We start from the raw sequence: 16,236 nt of genomic DNA, 5'->3' as shown, positions 1-16,236 counted from the left end.
ATCTACTTTTGCCAGAGTAGACATCGAGCCCTGACATGGTTAACGTTGTTCTTGTCGACACGGTCAAGCAAGGCCCGGCAGACACGAACTGGCGGGCGGAAGTAGCTGAAGTTCGCAGGTCAGTGCGGCTCTGGAGCTCCGAAGCCAAGGCGTTCTCGAAACGGTGACGGGGCTGAGAGCCGCACTGGGTGGCCCGCAGGTCGAGGGGTCGCCAACAGCATCACCGAGCAGTACCGCAGTACCCGTCCAGCAAGTGGTTGGTTCAGAGGAAGAACGGAGGAGCAGACGCCATCAGGATCGCCCGGCCCGGGAAGCTCTCGGTCCGGGTACCGCAAGACCCCGGAATGGATGGTGGTCCCCGGTCACGCAGCCGCGATCCCCGCACCCCTCCCCTCGCCGGGCCGGGTGACGGAAACAGAAGGTCGGCACAGCATGAGGGCCGACAGATGGTGTTGAATTTCCTTCGGGGCCCTGGTGCCGTACGGCACCAGGGCCCCTCGACGCGTTGCACAAAGAGGTGACATGGCAGCAGATACTCCGCTCAGTGATCGTCTGGACGACGACGACTACCCCGCCTACACCATGGGCCGGGCCGCCGAAATGCTCGGCACCACCCCTGGTTTCCTCCGAGCCATCGGCGAGGCTCGGCTGATCACTCCGCTGCGCTCGGAGGGCGGACATCGCCGGTACTCCCGCTACCAACTACGGATCGCCGCTCGCGCCCGCGAGCTCGTCGACAGGGGAACCCCGATCGAGGCCGCGTGCCGCATCGTCATCCTCGAGGACCAGCTCGAGGAAGCTCAGCGCATCAACGCCGAGTACCGCCGCGCCGCGAAGGAAGGGTCCGGCAGTTCCAGTCCCGGTTCGAGCTGATCACGGACACGGGGGAGCGCGCGGTCCCTGTACGCCCCGGCCACCGCCGCCACATCTCCTTCACCGACGCTCCCGAGCCGCATGACCGCTCCTGGAAGACCGCACAGCAGACCTGAACCCGTCCCGGGCCGTCGAACGGCGGTGGGCGACCTCACGCCCACCGCCGTTCCGCGACGACACGCAGGTGCGTCAGCCTTAGTGGACCGCCATCTCACCCAGCGGCGACCAGTCGTCCTGGGGCACCTTCACGTCGACGATGTTGAGGAAGTCTCGGTCCACGAGGTAATGCTGACCTTGGGCTCCTGGGACGACCGCGACGCAGATGACGCTGCCGAAGACCGCTCAGGGTGCGTTGTCGACACCGCTGGGGGAATCGACGCGGACGAGCCGGAGTGCCCGTCGTCTTTGTTCTCGTTCCAGACGGCAGGGACGAGCGCGACGACAATGGCGCACACGCCCGCTACCACGGCACTCGCAAGCGTGAAGACACACCCCATGATGGCCACCTTGCCCGTTTGGCTCGTCCCCTGGAACAAGGTCTGCACCCGGCACCACACCGGCGGCCGCAGCGCCTGCGGGTGGGGCGGCTGAGCAGGCGGAGGGGTGGGGCTGTCGCTCGGAGAGGGTGGCGTGGTGGACAACGAACCTCCCAGCTGCGATGTGGGCGCATGAGGAGCCAAGCGTAGAGCCGTGACAGCCGTCCAGGGCAGTTGAGACCTGGTCCGTCACGCCGGATGTGTACGGAACGTCAAATATCCGTGCACTCCTCGGTAAGGACGCGAGGGCCGGGAAGCGGCAGGCTGCTGTTCAACGAGGGCTCGACCACCCTCGAAGGGACGAACGGACAAGGAGTGAACATGGGAACAGTGGCTCGACGTGCCGCGACGGCCATCCTGGGCACGATGCTCTTGGCAGGCGCGTCCGCCGCCCCCGCGGCGGCCGTCACCAGTGGCGACGAGGGCGCGAACCGCACCGGGTTACGGGCCGCGGCCGCCGGCTGGGACTTCGTGGGCCGGGGCACGTTCTTCGCCACCGGCAACGGTGACTACAAGACACCTGCGGCGCGTTCGACGGGCGGCGACTTCCAGGGTTGCATCGGCTCGAGCTTCGGCTCCGGTGACCGGTACGAGCTGTGGGAGTGGGACTCGGAGAACACCGACGACTACGTCGGGTCGGTGCGACTGAACTCCGATGGCTGCGCGGTGTTCAGGAGCATCGGGGGCTTTGTCGACGGCAGTGACGGGACCGCCGAGTTCTACCTCGTCACCACGGCCGTGGCCGGCACCTACGCCGACTATTACGACTGACGGGCCGTTGCGTCGGACGTCGGCGTGACCGGACAGGACGTCACCCGGCTGGCGCCATGGACAGCCGCTTGCAATAAAGCATCGGACTTTCACGAGGTAGCCTGTCCGAAGCTTGCTCACAAACGCGAGAAGTGCTCCTGACCTGGAACGATCGGACTTGTCGAGGGTCCAGACCGTGCCGTGGAAAGAAGCACTTCTCAGGTGAAGACGCGTATCGGGTCGTACCCGTGTGTCCGCGTTGAGGGCAGCGATTTGCCACCAGCCGATTGCCTTGCGGGCGATGGACAGTTCCCGGTTGACGGTGTCGGCGTCCATCTCGTCGGCCCTGGCCGCCGCCAGTTCGGCCAGGGCCTCCGGCAGGGCCGGGTCGTCGATCGCGGTGACGGGGAAGAGGGGCGGCTTCGCGCCCCGGCGGGCGGGTCCGGTCGGAGCAGGCTCGCCGACGAGCATCCTTCGCGATGATCAGGGTAGGGGCTCCGCCGCAGTAAATCCGGCATTTACTGCGCCAGTCGTCCGGAAGTGTGGACGTCACGGATCGCAACGCCGATTACCGACAGCTACTCGTCGGGTGACGTCACCCCGAGAACAGGGCACACCGGGCGTAACCGCCAGAAGGCGAGGTTTACGCCTTCGTCGTCCACTCCTCGAAGCAGATCCCGATCGGCTTTTTCAAGGTTGCCTTGCCCATATAGCCGCCGATCTTGAGGTACGCGTCGTACTTGTAGACCTTGTACTTGGGATAGGCCCTCACATGGCCCACCCTCCCCCTCGGAACCTCGAAACGCGTCTCGATCTCCACCGTGTAGCTCTTCCGCACTTCGGACCCGATGCTGCCGCTGACACTGCCGGCGGTGAATCCTGCCTCCGACGAGAACGCCGTCTCCACAGTCCTCGAGAAGTTCATCTTCAGGGTTGTCTTCCCCCGGCCGTCGGTTTCCGCGATCGACTTCTTCCCGCAGCTCCGCCCCAGGTACTTTCCGTGACGCAACTCGATCGGCTTGAACGGCCTGCTGATGGACGACGCTCCGGTCGTGGCTTCGGTCGTGGCGGTCCCGGCGGGTGCGGCCGTGGCCGTACCCGCGCCGAGAATGCTCACAGCCATCGTGCCCGCGACCGCGCCCGCGACCAGAGCGTTATTGATCCTGCGCTGCATGAAAGCTCTCCGTTTCCCCGTGAAAGTTGCCTTCATCAGAGTCGCCTGCCACCCCCGGGGAGGGCGATAACGCTGAGTGCACGCCTACTTGGCGATGCGCCTACTCGACGGTGTGCTGGTGCCGGTACTCCTTGGGTGGGATGCCGCAGGCGGTGCGGAAAGCGCGGGTGAAGTCGGATGCGCGTGGGAAGCCCCAGCGGGCGGCGATGGCGTGGATGGGTGTGGTGCGCTGAGCCGGGTCGGCGAGGTCGCGGCGGGCGTGGTCCAGGCGCTGGTGGCGTATCCAGGCTGCGATCGTCTCCTCTTCATGTTGGAAGAGACGGTGCAGGTAGCTGGTGGATATGTGGTGCGCGGAGGCGATGGTGCGCGGAGTCAGGTGCGGGTCGTGCAGGTGCTGCTGGATGAAGGCTCGGATGCGCAGTACGAGGGCCTGTCGGTGGGTTTCCGGGGGGAGGGAGCCGCTGACGTCGAGGGCGTGGGTGAACAACGCAGAGAGCAGGTTGATGGCTACGGTTCCCAGTCGGGGTCCGTCGTCGGGGCGGTAGGAGCCGGAGTCCCGGTTCACCTGGGTGAGGAACTGGGCGAGCAGCGCCCCGATACCCTCCCGCGCCGATAACCGCTGCATGATCAGTGAGTCGATCACGTTGTCCGACAGTGGCAGCAGTTTTCGGGGGATGAACAGCCCTGTTCCCAGAATGGTGTCCTCGCCGTGGCTGGTGGTCGCCCGTATGAGGTGGGGCCGTGAGGTGTCGTGGAGAACCAGGTCGTACGGTTCGTATTCGGCCTCGTGACCGGAGCTGGAGAGTCCCATCGTCCCGCGCAGGTTGAGCGAGAGGTGGTAGAGCTCGGGGTCGGACTGCTCGATCAGCTTCTGCGTTCGCCGCAGTGTCATCGGTGAGTGTTCCATTGTCCACAGCTGTACGGCTCCCAGCGCCAGGATGCGCTGCGACACCGTGGTGTCCGCTGTGCGGTCACCGCCGACGTCCATCGGTATGTGCGTCTGGGAGATGTGCTCGCGCCAATAGGAGAACCTGTCAGGCGCGAGGAAATCCCGTGTACAGAAAGCCCTCTCGATCAGCATTTCTCTCCCCCGCGGGTCCTTGATCGGCATGCTTTGCATCGCTGGCTATGCGCAAGAGCACGCCTGGTGCGGATGCGTACATGTCGAATTCCCTGGCGGGACGGGGACCACACGAGAAGCGGTGGCCTGTGCCGAGGATGGCCGGATCGCGGGCTCGTACACTCGCCGGTCAGCCGGCGATCTTCAGTTGGTGGAAACCGGCCCCCGGCCCGAAGACGTTACACAGCCTGGAGCACTGTGTCGTCGGTGGAGGTGGCGACCATCGACAAGGTGTCGGGCAGGTCGAGCAGCACCTTGCGGTGGCTGCGGAAGTGACGCCGCATCAGCGGCGCGTAGTTGTCGCCGTGGTGGGCGGAGACCAACTCGTGGTCCTCCGAGAGCTTGGCCAGGCCGCCGGCCTTCTCCAGCCGCTCCAGCACCGCCTTGCCGCACTCGGCGTGCACCGCGTTCTGCTTGCGGGCGCCCGTGGGTAGGGTGACCGACTCGCATGCGCCGCATGATCCCGGCCGCTCACCCGTACGGAGCACACGCAGCCGAGCCGATCACAGACACCACAAGCACATGACCAGGGAAGAAGCCATCCAGGCACCCCGCCGCGAATCATCGGAGGAACCCACGAACGGGTTACCTGCCGGTGGGCCAGCGAGCTCCAGATCACCACCGCAGCCTGCCTACGGCACGTTTCCGGCGTATTGCGGCTGCCCTCCATCAAGGGGCACTTCCTTCGTCGTTCGGGGGCGGGGTCACGGGGTGAGGATCGCCCGGCCCCGGATCCGGCCGCTCCCGAGATCGTCCAGGGCGTCCTGGAACCGGTCGAGGGGGTACTGGGCGGTGTGCAGGCGCACGCGGCCCTGCGCGGCGAGGACCATCAGCTCACACAGGTCGTTGTAGGAGCCGACGAGGTTGCCGATGAAGTTGATCTCGGCGGAGATGATGTCGATGGTCGGGACGTCGATGTTCTCGCCGTAACCGACCACGTGGTAGTCGCCCGCCCGGCGCAGCATGCCGACGCCGTCCCTGGTGGAGCCGCCCTCACCGACGAAGTCGATGACCGCCTCCGCCCCGTGCCCACCGGACAGTTCGCGCACCCGGTCCACCTGGCCGCCGTCGGCGACGACACCGTGGTCGGCGCCGATGGAGACGGCCAGGGCGACCGCGTCGGGGTTGCGGTCGACGACGACGATCTCGGCGGCGGTGACGGCCTTGAGCACCTGTACGCCGATGTGCCCCAGCCCGCCCGCGCCGATCACGACGCAGCGGTCACCCGGCCGCAGCTTGCGGGCGGCCTTGGCCGCCGCGTGGTAGGCCGTCAGGCCCGCGTCGGCGAGAGCCGCGACATCGGCCGGTTCGAGGGAGTCGTCGATCCGCACGACACTGCGCGCGGAGGTCTTCAGGTACTCGGCATAACCGCCGGCCGTATCGATACCGGGGAAGAGGCTGTTCTCGCAGTGCACGTCGTCACCTGCCCGGCACGCCCGGCACAGTCCGCAGGTGATCAGCGGGTGCACGATGACCTTGTCGCCCTCGGAGACGTTGGTGACGGCGCTGCCGACCGCGTGGACCCAGCCGGCGTTCTCGTGACCGATCGTGTAGGGCAGTGCCACCCCGGACTTCTGCGCCCACTGCCCCTCCAGGATGTGGATGTCGGTGCGGCACACGCCGGCACCGCCGATCCTGACGATCACGTCGTACGGGCCGGTGATCTCGGGAGCCGGGACCTCGGCCATCCGGAGGTTCTGGCCGTAGCCCACGACCTGGACTGCTTTCACGAGACATATCCCTTCGGCGGAGCGGTGAGGTGCAGGAGTTCCCCCGCGGGCACGGGCTGCTCCGCCGTCGCGAAGTCCTCCGCCCGCGGGGACTGGTCGGCCGCGGACTGCGGGTACCGGGTGCGGAGCAGGCCCCGGCAGAAGTGCGCGTTGCCGTCGATCGACACCCGGACCGCACGGGCGAAGCGCAAGCGGAGCGGGATCTCTCCCGGCGGGTAGCGCCGTCCCTCCTCGTCCACGAGGACCGGGTCGGAGGGTGCCACCCCGAGCCCCAGCGCCGCGCGCCGCCGCAGCAGCGCGCCGGACGCCGCCGCGTCGGGGAGGTCACCGAGCACCACGCCGTGGAGGTCCTCCTCGGTGAGGTCGGGGTCTGCCCGGAGCAGGAGGGTCAGGGCCCGTTCCATCGCCGCGGAATGCGCCTTGCGGCGGAACGTCAGCCGGAGTGCTTCGAGATCCTTCTCCGCCTCCGCCCCGAACGTTCCGCGGTAGCCCGCGTCCGCGGCCAGCCCGCGATTGATCAGGTCCGAGTCGTGGTGGTCGTCGAGCAGCACCACGACGTCCCGGGTCCAGGGCAGTGCCGTCAACGCGTCCTTGGCGTCGGAGGCCATCAGATACGCGAAGTTCGGCGAACAGAACGAGGTGGGAAGCCTGAGACGGACGGTGAGCGCGCCGTCGGGGGTCACCGTCACGGAGCGTACGAAGCCGAGGTCGGTGATCGGCTCGTCCAGCTCCGGGTCGAAGACCGTGTCCAGCGCCGCGCGAGCCGACCGTTCCCATGTGCCGCCGGACATCTCACACCACCGCCGGTTCGGCGACGCCCAGCCCGGCCGGCACCTCGATGTCGTACATGGCAGCCGCGTTCAGCCCGAGGATCTTCTTCTTCTGCGCCACGGTGATCGGCGCGTACTCGGTCATGTCCTCGGGAATCTGGAAGTCGACGAACCGCTCGATCAGCCACCGGGGCGTCCACAGCGCGTAGTCGCTGGAGAACTGGATGCGGTCCTCGTCCAGCCAGTACAGCAGCTCGCCGATGATCTGCGCGAAGTACCGCGGCCGGCTGTGGATGAAGGGCATCGCGACCGCGAGACCCGCGTGCACGTTGGGCTCCTGCGTGGCGACCCAGCAGAAGTCCTCAAGGCGGGGCAGGCCGCAGTGCTCGACGACGAAGTTCATCTCGGGGAACTGCGTGGCCGCCTTGTCGACGTCCGCCACATCGAACGCGTCCCGGTCGAGCGGCCGGATCGTCGGCCCCTTGTGGATGTGGATGTTGTTGATCCCGAGTTCCTGACACGCCTCGAGATAGCGGTACGTCCACGGGTCGTCGAGCTTGTAGCCGCGGCTGTCGCCCTTCCACTCGGCGGTGTACAGCTTCACGCCCTTGAGCTGGAACCGCTCGGCGTCCCGCCGCAGACGCTCGAGTCCCTTCTGCTGGTACCGAGGGTCCCAGGAGTGGTTGTACGTGAGCTTGTCCGGGTGCTGCCGGGTGAGCGCGAAGGCCTCCTCGGTCTGCCCGAAGCCGTTGCGGTAGAACGCTCCCAGCCGCGCGGGCTGGAAGATGGCGTGGTCGACGTACCCCTCGGCGAAGAGGTCCCGCATCAGACGCTCGCCGCCGTAGTAGAGGTACTCCTCGTACGGCCACAGTTCCGATTCCGGGCTCAGGTTGCGGTGGTAGTCGTAGAAGCAGTCGATGAACTGCTTGCCGTGGATGTTGAGCTGGTTCTCGGGGCGCGCGTCCCAGAGCGCGACGTGCGCGTCCACGATGAAGTAGTTCTCGCCGTCCTTGGAATACATCTGTCTCCTCAGTTCGCGATGGGTGGCTGACCGGAGTGCGCGCGGGGTGGCTGACCGAGTGGGCGCGCGACGCCCCGCGTCAGGAGAACTGGATTCCGCCGTCGATCATGACGGACTGGCCGGTCATGTAGTCCGAGTCCGGCGAGGCCAGATACGAGACGAAGGACGCGACGTCCGCGGGCTCCTCGACCCGGCCGAGCGCGATCGCCTCCGCGTACTTCTTGATGGCCCGGCCCTTCTGCAGGCCCTCGGCCTCCGCCAGCCGCTCGTCGATCAGGTCCCACATGTCGGTGCCGACGATTCCCGGGCAGTACGCGTTGACGGTGATGCCGTGCCGCGCCCACTCCATGGCCGCGGCCTGGGTCAGACCCCGTACGCCCCACTTCGACGCCGAGTAGGTGCCGAGCAGTGCGAACGGGCGGTACGCGACGATCGAGGCCGCGCCGATGATCTTGCCGCCGCCGCCCTGGGCGATCATCTGCCGTGCCGCGGCCTGATAGGAGAGGAAGACGCCGCGCAGGTTCACGGCCATGATCTGCTCGAACTCGTCGAGCCCGGTGTCGAGCAGCGGGGTGACCCGGGCGATACCGGCGTTGGCCACGTAGACGTCGACCCTGCCGAAGCGGCCCGCCACCTCGTCGACGAGCGCGTCGGTCTGCTCCTTGCTGGTGACATCGGCGTGCACGGCGAGGGCCCGGCGGCCCGTCTTCTCGATGCCGGCCGCCACCTCGCTCAGCTCCTCGCTCATGCCGGGGAGGTCGGCGACGGCCACATCGAGCCCGTCCTTGGCCAGCCGCTCCGCGATGCTGCGGCCGATGCCGCGGGCGGCGCCGGTGACGATCGCGGTACGGGGTGTGTTACCGACGGAAGTCATAGGTGCTCCTGTGTTCGACGGTAGGCCGCCGCACCCTTCGTGCGGTGCCGACCATCAGCGTGGGGGCGGGTGGGCCCGTCGACTTTTTCAATGTGGAACACACCTGACCCGCCTCCCGGTCAGGGCACGGCGAACGCGCGGAAAAGTCGTGGCGAACCACCCGTTGACAGGTGCAAACACGTTCGTAATATGGCGGAAACACGCCATCGGAGGCGCCATGCTCAGTGACAGCACAGCGCGGGACCGGAACATCGCACGAGCACGCCTGCAGTTCCTCGCGAACGAGGACCCGCCTGCGCCGATCGTGCCCGAGGGCATCCGCAACTCCTGGCAGCGTTCCAAGTACCTGGGGATCGGCACCGACGAGGTGGTCGTCCCCTACCAGCCCGACTACGACCGGGAGAGCCGCCTGGTACGCGCCGCCACGCCGGTCCTGGACCGTCTGGAACAGGTGCTGGCGGGTTCGGACGCCTGTGTGATCGTGACGGACCGAAAAGGCTGGGTACGCGACCGCCGCGTCGGGGAGAAGCGGCTGTCGGCGCACCTGGACCGCGTCCACCTGGCCCCCGGCTTCAACTACGCCGAACAGTTCGTCGGTACGAACGGCATCGGGGTCGCGCTGGAGGAGCGCAGGCCCAACGTGGTGCTGGGCACCGAGCACTTCAACGAGCGCCTGCAGAACGTCTCCTGCGCGGCCGCCCCGATCCGCAACTCGGTCACCGGACGGGTCGAAGGGGCCATGAACCTGACCTGCTGGAACGGTCCTGCGCGCACCCTCATGGCAGCCCTGGTGCAGGAAGCCGTCGCCGACATCGAGCGCGTGATGTACGAGTCCAGCAGCTCGCACCAGCGAGCCCTGCTGGAAGCGTTCCAGCAGGTGACCCACTACGGTGACCGGCCGGTGCTCTGCCTCGGCCAGGATCTCGTGCTCGCCAACTCCGCGGCCACGGCGAGGCTCAGCGGCGACGACCACCGGCTGCTGCACGAGGCCGCCGCCGAACTGGGGCACGCGCCGCGCACCCGCAAGCAGGTGCGGCTGACCGGCGGAGAGACCGTGCTGATGCGGTGCCGCCAGGTCGACAGCTCCGCGGGCACGGCCGGGTACCTGCTGGAGCTCGCCTTCACGGACCACCCCGGCGACCAGGCCGGCGACCGTACCGGCTCCCGCTCCCGCAGCCGTGAGGAGCAGGGCTCGGCCCTGCCGTGGCCGCTGCCGGGACTGGCCGGGACGGACCCGGCATGGAACACCGTCTCCCGCACGGCGTCGCGCTGCGCCCGCGAACGGACGCCGCTGTTGCTCCACGGCGAGACCGGAACAGGTAAATCCGCCCTGGTCCGTGCCGCGCACGCGCTCACCGGGGCGGCCTCGTCGCCCGTCGTCGTGGATGCGATGGACCCCCGGGCCGCCGACGCCGGGACCGACCTGTCGGCTGCCCTGCGCGCGGCGCCCACGGGGCCGGGCCGCGCCCTGGTCCTGCGGAACGTCGACGCCGTGGCTCCCGAGCAGGGACCCGCCGTCGCCCGGGCGCTGGATGCCGCGGCGGCACAGGGCACATGGATCGTGGGCACGCTCCACCGCGCACCGGGCGTACCGGAGCCCCTGAGGCGCTGTTTCGTAGAAGCGGCTGCGGTCCCCGCCCTGCGGCACCGTCTCGCCGACCTCCCCGCCCTCGTCGACTGTCTGCTGCGACGCGTCGGCGCGGGCGTGGAGTACGCACCGGAGGTTCTGCCCCTGCTGCGCCGGCACGACTGGCCCGGCAACGTCCGCCAGCTGAACGACGTGCTCAGCAAGGCCGCCGCGGGCCGCCGCACGTACCGGATCGAGCTCCGCGACCTGCCACCGTCCCTGCACAGCGCGGGCGGCCGGTCCCTGAGCGCCTGGGAGGCGGCCGAGCGCGACACCCTGGTCCAGGCCCTGCTGGAGGTGGACGGCAACAAGTTGCTGGCGGCCCAGCGGCTCGGCATCTCCCGTACGACGATCTACCGCAAGATGAGGGCCTACGGCATCACCCTTCCCACACGCCCCTGAGACGGGCCGGGACCGACGGGGCGGCGGGCGTCGGACCCTTGCGGCGCATGCGGCGCAGCCACTCGCCGTGGAGCGGAGCGGTTCGCGCGCGTTCGAACTGCCGTACCTCGGGGTGCGGCCGCGGTGCGTCCTGGTACAGCTCCGCGGCGTCCGCTTCCGGAGCGAGCAGCGCGCGGCAGCGTCGGACGTGCGCGTCGATCCACGGCTGCGTGGCATCGTGTGCCCAGTCCGTGCGCCGCGCGAGCGGTTCGTGGGCGTCGGCCGGCCGAGCCGCACCGCTGCCTCGACCGGACTCCGGCCATGCAACGCGTGGCGAGGGTCGGGTACTTGAGCCGTCCGCACATCCCCGGCCTGATGGCCGTGGCGTAACAGATGCAGCACCCCGCCCCCGGCGTAGATTGATGAACGCAGCACGGCGGCGGAGGGGATCGACCATGTCCGGCATCGACGAGCTGGCCAGGCGATATCCGGCCAGTGGGAACAAGCGCGATCCGGCCAGGGGCCGGGCGCTCGTCGACGAACTCCGGACCGACGACGCGGGCTACCTCGATCCGATCGTGGCGGCCGAGGGCCGCGACGCCATCGAGGACGTGGTGGCCACGGCCCAGCGGCAGTTCCCCGGCCTGGTGTACCGGCCGGGAATGTCGACGGCCATCACGGTGTGGCGCGCCCGGCCTGGGGACTGGCGCCGGTCGGCGGCCCCCCGGTGATCATCGGGCTTGCCGTCATGGTCTGCGAACAGACCCGCCTGCGCCGCGTCCACGGCTTCCCCGACCCCCTCCCCGCACCTATCCCCGCAGCAGGAGCTGAACGTTGACCCCTGATCCGATGACCCTTCACCCCATGCCCGCCCATGACCGGGTGGTGTTCCTCAAACCGCTGGTCAGCTCACCGAAGATCGTCGCGGGCGAGTACACCTACTACGACGACCCCGACGGAGCCACCGATTTCGAGCACCGCAACGTGCTCTACGCCTACGGCCCGGAACGGCTGATCATCGGCAAGTACTGCGCCATCGCCGCGGGCACCCGGTTCCTGATGGCAGGCGCCGAGCACCCGACGATGGGCGTGTCCACTTTCCCGTTCACCATCTTCGGCGGCGAGTGGGCCGAACGGACCCTCGACATCGTCACCGGCATGCCCAGCCGGGGCGACACCGTGGTCGGCAACGACGTCTGGTTCGGCCACCGGTCCACCGTCATGCCCGGCATACGCGTCGGCGACGGCGCCATCATCGCCGCCGGCGCGGTCGTCACCGCGGACGTACCGCCGTACACGATCGTCGGCGGCAACCCGGCCCGGCCGATCCGGCAACGGTTCGACGACGCCGACATCGACCGGCTCCTGCGTGCCGCCTGGTGGGACTGGCCGGCCGAGCTGGTCACCGAGCACGCCCGCACCATCATGGCCGGCACCCCGGCCGACATCGCCCGTATCGCCGCCGACCACGGGCTGGAGGCCGTATGACCGTCGTGTCGATCGAGGAGCACCCCGTGGCCGGCGGCGGACCGTACGCGATCACCACCGGCCCGGACGGCGCGCTGTGGTACACGCTGGTCCACAGCGGCCGGATCGGCCGGCTCGTGCCCGGTGGCGAGCCGAAGAACTACCAGCTCGAACCGGACTGCGGACCGACGGTCATCACCACCGGACCGGACGGCGCCTTGTGGTTCACCGAATATCGAGCACACCGCATCGGCCGGATCACCGTCGACGGTGAGGTCACCGAGTTCCCGTTGCCCACCCCGGAGAGCGGGCCGTTCGGCATCGCGGCCGGACCCGACGGGGCGCTGTGGTTCACCGAAACCACCGCCGACCGCATCGGTCGCATCACCACCGATGGTGAGGTCACCGAGTTCCCGCTGCCGGTCACCGGCGCGTTCCCGTCCGCGATCACGGCGAGCCCGGACGGCGCGATGTGGTTCACCATGAACCAGGCCAACGCGATCGGCCGGATCACCTCCCACGGCACGGTCACCGTCCACCCGCTGCCGACCGCGGCCGCCGCACCGGTCGGCATAGCGCTCGGCCCCGACGACGCCGTCTGGTACGTCGCGATCGCCGCCGGCCACATCGGCCGCGTCACCGCCGATGGCGACATCGAGGAGTTCCCGCTGCCCGACCGCGCCGGCCGACCGCACGCCATCACCGCGGGCGTCAACGGTGACCTGTGGTTCACGGAGTGGGGCGGCAACCGCGTCGGCTCCCTCACCACCGATGGCGTGATCGAGGTGCACGACCTGCCCACCTCCGGCTCGGAACCGCACGGCATCACCGTCGGCCCTGACGGTGCCCTGTGGACGGCGCTGGAGATCGGTGCCCTCGCCCGCATCACCCCGAACCCGCTGCCCTGACCCAGGAGGAGACCTAGCCCGTGACGTTCACTCACGGCTGGTGCCCATGGTGGGCCGGTTCGCCGAGGCTTTGGGCAACGGCACCTTCTGGGCCGTGGGCGCGGTCGTCGCGACCGCCGCGGCCGGACCGGCCGCCAGCACCCGCGCCATGGGCGTCATGGTCGGCGGCGTGACTCTCTCCAGCATCGTCGGCGTCCCGCTCGGCACGGCCGCCGGCCAGGTGGCCGGCTGGCAGGGCCCCTTCTGGGCGCTCGCGCTGCTGGCCCTGGCCGCCGCCGCGGTCATCGCTCGCCGGCTGCCCGCCGACACCGGCCGCGCGGACAGCTCGCTGCGCGGCGAACTCGGCACGCTGAAGCACCCCCGCCTGTGGCTGATCTACCTGGCTATCGCGCTCGTGCAGGGCGGCATGATGGCCTTCTACAGCTACGTCGCCCCGTTGCTGACCGAGCGGGCCCACCTCACGAGTGCGATCGTGCCGCTGGCGATGCTGGGCTACGGCCTCGGCGCCCTGGTCGGCACGACGTTCGGCGGGCGCCGTGGCGACGACCGGCCCTACGCCACGCTCATCCCGGCCGCCGCGGGCACCGCCGCGGTCCTGGCCGCCACCACCCTGTGGGCGACCCACAGCGTCATCGCCGTGGTCCTGGTCGTGCTGCTCGGCGCGACCGGCATGACCACCAACCCGATCCTCGTCGGCGAGGTGGTCCGCACCGCCGGCGCCGGCCGCGCCCTGCCCATGGCCCTGGCCACCTCCGCCTTCCAGGTCGGCATAGCCGTCGGCTCCTGGTTCGGCGGCCTCGCCCTGACCTCCGCCCTGGACCTGAAGGGCCCGTCGTTGGCCGGCCTGGCTCTCGCCCTGATCGCCCTGCTGCCGCTCGGCCTCCTGGCCGCCTCGCAGCGCAAGGCGGCCTCCGCGCGGAGCGACCCCGACCCGCAGCCCGCCCTCACCGGCACCCGCACCCGCACCCGCACCCGCACCCGCACCCGCACCACCGAACCATTTCCGGTCGCCGCCCTCCGCAACCGACAGCAGGCTGAAGGCGGCAGTCCTGGAGAACTTCGAAACGAAAGCAAGGAGTCACCATGCGGTATCGCAAGCTCGGCAGTTCGGACCTCGAGGTCTCGGAAATCTCGCTCGGATCCTGGCTGACCTACTCCGGAGGCATCGAGGCCGACAAGACCCGGGCCTGCACGGAGGCGGCGTTCGACGCGGGCATCACCTTCTTCGACACTGCCAACGTCTACGGGCAGGGAGCCGCCGAGACGGCCTGGGGCGAGATCCTCTCCACCCGCCCCCGCGACTCCTACGTCCTCGCCACCAAGGTCTACTTCCCGATGTCGGACGACCCGGCCGACCAGGGACTGTCCCCCCAGCAGATCGCCCGGCAGATCGACGCCTCCCTGACCCGCCTGAAGACCGACTACGTCGACCTCTACCAGGCACACCGGTTCGACCCGTCCGTTCCCCTCGAGGACACCGTCGAGGCGTTCCGACAGGTCGTCGAGCAGGGCAAGGCCCGCTACATCGGCTTCAGCGAGTGGACCCCGGAGCAGGTTCAGGCCGCCATCGACGTCGCCGGCCCCGACCTGTTCGTCTCCTCCCAGCCCCAGTACTCCATGCTCTGGCAGGCCCCCGAAGCCGAGATCTTCGGACTGTGCGCAGCGAACGGCATCTCCCAGATCGTCTGGTCCCCGCTCGCCCAGGGCGTGCTGACCGGCAAATACAAGCCCGGACAGCCCGTCCCCGAGGGCAGCAGGTTCGCCTCCGCCGACATGGCGGTCTCCCAGGACCTCGTCTACAGCGACAGCACCCTCGAAGCGGTCCAGCGTCTCGTCCCGATCGCGGAGGAAGCCGGGATGAGCCTGCCCACCCTCGCGCTGGCCTGGATCCTGCGCCGCACCGAGGTCGCCTCCGCCATCACCGGCGCCTCCCGCCCCGAACAGGTCCACGCCAACGCCGCCGCCTCCGGCGTGGAACTTCCCGAAGACCTGCTCACGGCCATCGACCAGGCCCTCGGCGACGCTCCCGTCAAGGAACCAGTCCTTGCTCCCGGGGCCCAGACCGGCATCACACGCCGCTGACCCCGGCAACGCCATCCCACCAGTAGGAGAGGTCGCATCCATGACCACGCAGATCCCCCAGCTCACCCTCAACAACGGCGTTCGGATGCCGATCCTCGGCTTCGGCGTCTTCCAGATCGCCGAAGACCGGACCCAGCAGGCCGTCGAAGCCGCGCTCGAAGCCGGCTACCGCCTGCTCGACACCGCCGCCGCGTACGAGAACGAGCGCGCCGTCGGCCGCGCCATCGCCGCAAGCGGCATCCCCCGCGACGAACTGTTCATCACCACCAAGCTGTGGATCCAGGACTACGGCCAGGACAGCGCCCATCGCGCCTTCGACCGCTCCCTGGACCGACTGGGCCTGGACCACCTCGACCTGTACCTGCTCCACCAGCCCTTCGGCGACTACTACGGCGCCTGGCGAGCCCTGGAGCGACTCGACCGGGACGGCCGCACCCGGGCCATCGGCGTCAGCAACTTCTACCCCGACCGGCTCGCCGACCTCATCACCCACAACGAGATCGTCCCCGCGGTCAACCAGATCGAGACCCACGTCTTCTTCCAGCGCACCGACGACCGGCGACTCATGCGCGAGCACGGCGTCCAGCACGAGTCCTGGGGCCCGCTCGCCGAAGGCGGCCAGGGATTCTTCGACAACCCCGTCCTCGTCGACATCGCCCGCACCCACGACAAGTCCGTCGCCCAGGTCGCTCTGCGCTGGCTGACCCAGCGCGACATCGTCGCCATACCCAAGTCGGTGCGGGTCGACCGGGTCTGTACGGTGAGCGGTGTAACTCCCGAGCTGGAAGCGACAGTTGATGACTGACGTGGCGAGTGACATCGAGGCCGGGGAGGCCGTTGTGAGTGGGGCGGGCGCCGTGGATGACGGTCTGGTCGCCGAGCTGGTGGCCCGGGCTCAGGCTGGTGGGGTGAAGCTCACCGGG

General features: G+C 69.2%; 17 protein-coding genes. 10 read left to right on the top strand and 7 right to left on the bottom strand.

Translation table 11 applies throughout. The features are described 5' to 3' along the window. Positions 1-522: 522 nt before the first annotated feature. The 3 genes from IE178_RS14205 (at position 523) to IE178_RS14195 (ending at position 2,180) form a co-directional block, all read left to right on the top strand. On the top strand, positions 523-873 hold the full coding sequence (locus IE178_RS14205; RefSeq protein ID WP_184761711.1) for a MerR family transcriptional regulator: 351 nt from the start codon (positions 523-525) through the stop codon (positions 871-873). A gap of 198 nt (positions 874-1,071) precedes the next feature. Further along, positions 1,072-1,464 (top strand): hypothetical protein, encoded by a 393-nt coding sequence (locus tag IE178_RS14200; protein ID WP_193512506.1) that lies wholly within the window; start codon positions 1,072-1,074, stop codon positions 1,462-1,464. Positions 1,465-1,730: 266 nt separating this feature from the next. Then, on the top strand, positions 1,731-2,180 hold the full coding sequence (locus IE178_RS14195; protein ID WP_184761712.1) for a YndA family protein: 450 nt from the start codon (positions 1,731-1,733) through the stop codon (positions 2,178-2,180). Between the two features lie 622 nt (positions 2,181-2,802). Here IE178_RS14195 and IE178_RS14190 read toward each other — a convergent pair. The 7 genes from IE178_RS14190 to IE178_RS14160 form a co-directional block, all read right to left on the bottom strand. After that, positions 2,803-3,333 carry a hypothetical protein gene (locus IE178_RS14190; protein WP_193512505.1) on the bottom strand — a complete coding sequence of 177 codons (531 nt, stop codon included), beginning with the start codon at positions 3,331-3,333 and terminating at the stop codon, positions 2,803-2,805. Positions 3,334-3,433: 100 nt separating this feature from the next. Next, on the bottom strand, positions 3,434-4,414 hold the full coding sequence (locus tag IE178_RS14185) for a helix-turn-helix domain-containing protein (RefSeq protein WP_193512504.1): 981 nt from the start codon (positions 4,412-4,414) through the stop codon (positions 3,434-3,436). 218 nt (positions 4,415-4,632) lie between these two features. After that, positions 4,633-4,857, bottom strand: a complete 225-nt coding sequence (locus IE178_RS14180) for a hypothetical protein (protein WP_184761714.1) — start codon at positions 4,855-4,857, stop codon at positions 4,633-4,635. A 300-nt stretch (positions 4,858-5,157) separates the two neighbouring features. Then, on the bottom strand, positions 5,158-6,183 hold the full coding sequence (locus IE178_RS14175; protein WP_184761715.1) for an NAD(P)-dependent alcohol dehydrogenase: 1,026 nt from the start codon (positions 6,181-6,183) through the stop codon (positions 5,158-5,160). After that, positions 6,180-6,974, bottom strand: coding sequence for a metal-sulfur cluster assembly factor (locus IE178_RS14170; protein WP_193512503.1), 795 nt, complete (start codon positions 6,972-6,974; stop codon positions 6,180-6,182). Before IE178_RS14170 ends, IE178_RS14175 begins: the two co-directional genes overlap by 4 nt. 1 nt (position 6,975) lies before the next feature. Next, entirely contained in the window at positions 6,976-7,974 is a 999-nt protein-coding gene (locus tag IE178_RS14165; RefSeq protein WP_184761717.1) for an amidohydrolase family protein, read from the bottom strand. Between the two features lie 79 nt (positions 7,975-8,053). Continuing rightward, positions 8,054-8,848 carry an acetoin reductase gene (locus IE178_RS14160; protein WP_184761718.1) on the bottom strand — a complete coding sequence of 265 codons (795 nt, stop codon included), beginning with the start codon at positions 8,846-8,848 and terminating at the stop codon, positions 8,054-8,056. Positions 8,849-9,065: 217 nt separating this feature from the next. Here IE178_RS14160 and IE178_RS14155 point away from each other — a divergent pair, with 217 nt between their 5' ends. The 7 genes from IE178_RS14155 (at position 9,066) to IE178_RS14125 (ending at position 16,118) form a co-directional block, all read left to right on the top strand. Then, positions 9,066-10,877, top strand: coding sequence for a sigma-54-dependent Fis family transcriptional regulator (locus IE178_RS14155; protein WP_184761719.1), 1,812 nt, complete (start codon positions 9,066-9,068; stop codon positions 10,875-10,877). 434 nt (positions 10,878-11,311) lie between these two features. After that, positions 11,312-11,587: a hypothetical protein gene (locus tag IE178_RS14150; RefSeq protein WP_193512502.1), complete on the top strand. Its 276-nt coding sequence runs from the start codon at positions 11,312-11,314 to the stop codon at positions 11,585-11,587. 118 nt (positions 11,588-11,705) lie between these two features. Next, positions 11,706-12,344 (top strand): CatB-related O-acetyltransferase, encoded by a 639-nt coding sequence (locus IE178_RS14145; RefSeq protein WP_221491779.1) that lies wholly within the window; start codon positions 11,706-11,708, stop codon positions 12,342-12,344. Continuing rightward, the gene (locus tag IE178_RS14140) at positions 12,341-13,231 is read left to right on the top strand and encodes a Vgb family protein (protein ID WP_184761722.1); all 891 of its coding nucleotides are present in this window, start codon (positions 12,341-12,343) and stop codon (positions 13,229-13,231) included. Before IE178_RS14145 ends, IE178_RS14140 begins: the two co-directional genes overlap by 4 nt. A 46-nt stretch (positions 13,232-13,277) precedes the next feature. Further along, positions 13,278-14,381 carry an MFS transporter gene (locus IE178_RS14135; protein ID WP_193512657.1) on the top strand — a complete coding sequence of 368 codons (1,104 nt, stop codon included), beginning with the start codon at positions 13,278-13,280 and terminating at the stop codon, positions 14,379-14,381. Next, a complete protein-coding gene (locus IE178_RS14130) occupies positions 14,315-15,313 on the top strand; it encodes an aldo/keto reductase family protein (RefSeq protein WP_184761723.1) in 999 nt (332 codons plus the stop codon). The genes IE178_RS14135 and IE178_RS14130 overlap by 67 nt, the downstream gene beginning before the upstream one ends. Positions 15,314-15,365: 52 nt before the next feature. Then, positions 15,366-16,118: an aldo/keto reductase gene (locus tag IE178_RS14125; protein ID WP_193512656.1), complete on the top strand. Its 753-nt coding sequence runs from the start codon at positions 15,366-15,368 to the stop codon at positions 16,116-16,118. The last annotated feature ends 118 nt before the right edge of the window (positions 16,119-16,236 follow it).

This window comes from Streptomyces griseoloalbus, assembly GCA_014650015.1.
GTDB lineage: Bacteria > Actinomycetota > Actinomycetes > Streptomycetales > Streptomycetaceae > Streptomyces > Streptomyces griseoloalbus.
Note: the sequence above shows the minus strand (reverse complement) of the source record. Positions and strands in the feature narration are given on the sequence as shown.

Bases quoted from the DNA above. Each gene is read 5' to 3' on its own strand.
- IE178_RS14165 (WP_184761717.1), bottom strand. From the start codon at position 7,974: ATGTATTCCAAGGACGGCGAGAACTACTTCATCGTGGACGCGCACGTC.
- IE178_RS14205 (WP_184761711.1), top strand. From the start codon at position 523: ATGGCAGCAGATACTCCGCTCAGTGATCGTCTGGACGACGACGACTAC.
- IE178_RS14130 (WP_184761723.1), top strand. From the start codon at position 14,315: ATGCGGTATCGCAAGCTCGGCAGTTCGGACCTCGAGGTCTCGGAAATC.
- IE178_RS14135 (WP_193512657.1), top strand. From the start codon at position 13,278: ATGGTGGGCCGGTTCGCCGAGGCTTTGGGCAACGGCACCTTCTGGGCC.
- IE178_RS14155 (WP_184761719.1), top strand. From the start codon at position 9,066: ATGCTCAGTGACAGCACAGCGCGGGACCGGAACATCGCACGAGCACGC.
- IE178_RS14150 (WP_193512502.1), top strand. From the start codon at position 11,312: ATGTCCGGCATCGACGAGCTGGCCAGGCGATATCCGGCCAGTGGGAAC.
- IE178_RS14145 (WP_221491779.1), top strand. From the start codon at position 11,706: ATGACCCTTCACCCCATGCCCGCCCATGACCGGGTGGTGTTCCTCAAA.
- IE178_RS14170 (WP_193512503.1), bottom strand. From the start codon at position 6,974: ATGTCCGGCGGCACATGGGAACGGTCGGCTCGCGCGGCGCTGGACACG.
- IE178_RS14160 (WP_184761718.1), bottom strand. From the start codon at position 8,848: ATGACTTCCGTCGGTAACACACCCCGTACCGCGATCGTCACCGGCGCC.
- IE178_RS14140 (WP_184761722.1), top strand. From the start codon at position 12,341: ATGACCGTCGTGTCGATCGAGGAGCACCCCGTGGCCGGCGGCGGACCG.
- IE178_RS14195 (WP_184761712.1), top strand. From the start codon at position 1,731: ATGGGAACAGTGGCTCGACGTGCCGCGACGGCCATCCTGGGCACGATG.
- IE178_RS14185 (WP_193512504.1), bottom strand. From the start codon at position 4,414: ATGCTGATCGAGAGGGCTTTCTGTACACGGGATTTCCTCGCGCCTGAC.
- IE178_RS14190 (WP_193512505.1), bottom strand. From the start codon at position 3,333: ATGCAGCGCAGGATCAATAACGCTCTGGTCGCGGGCGCGGTCGCGGGC.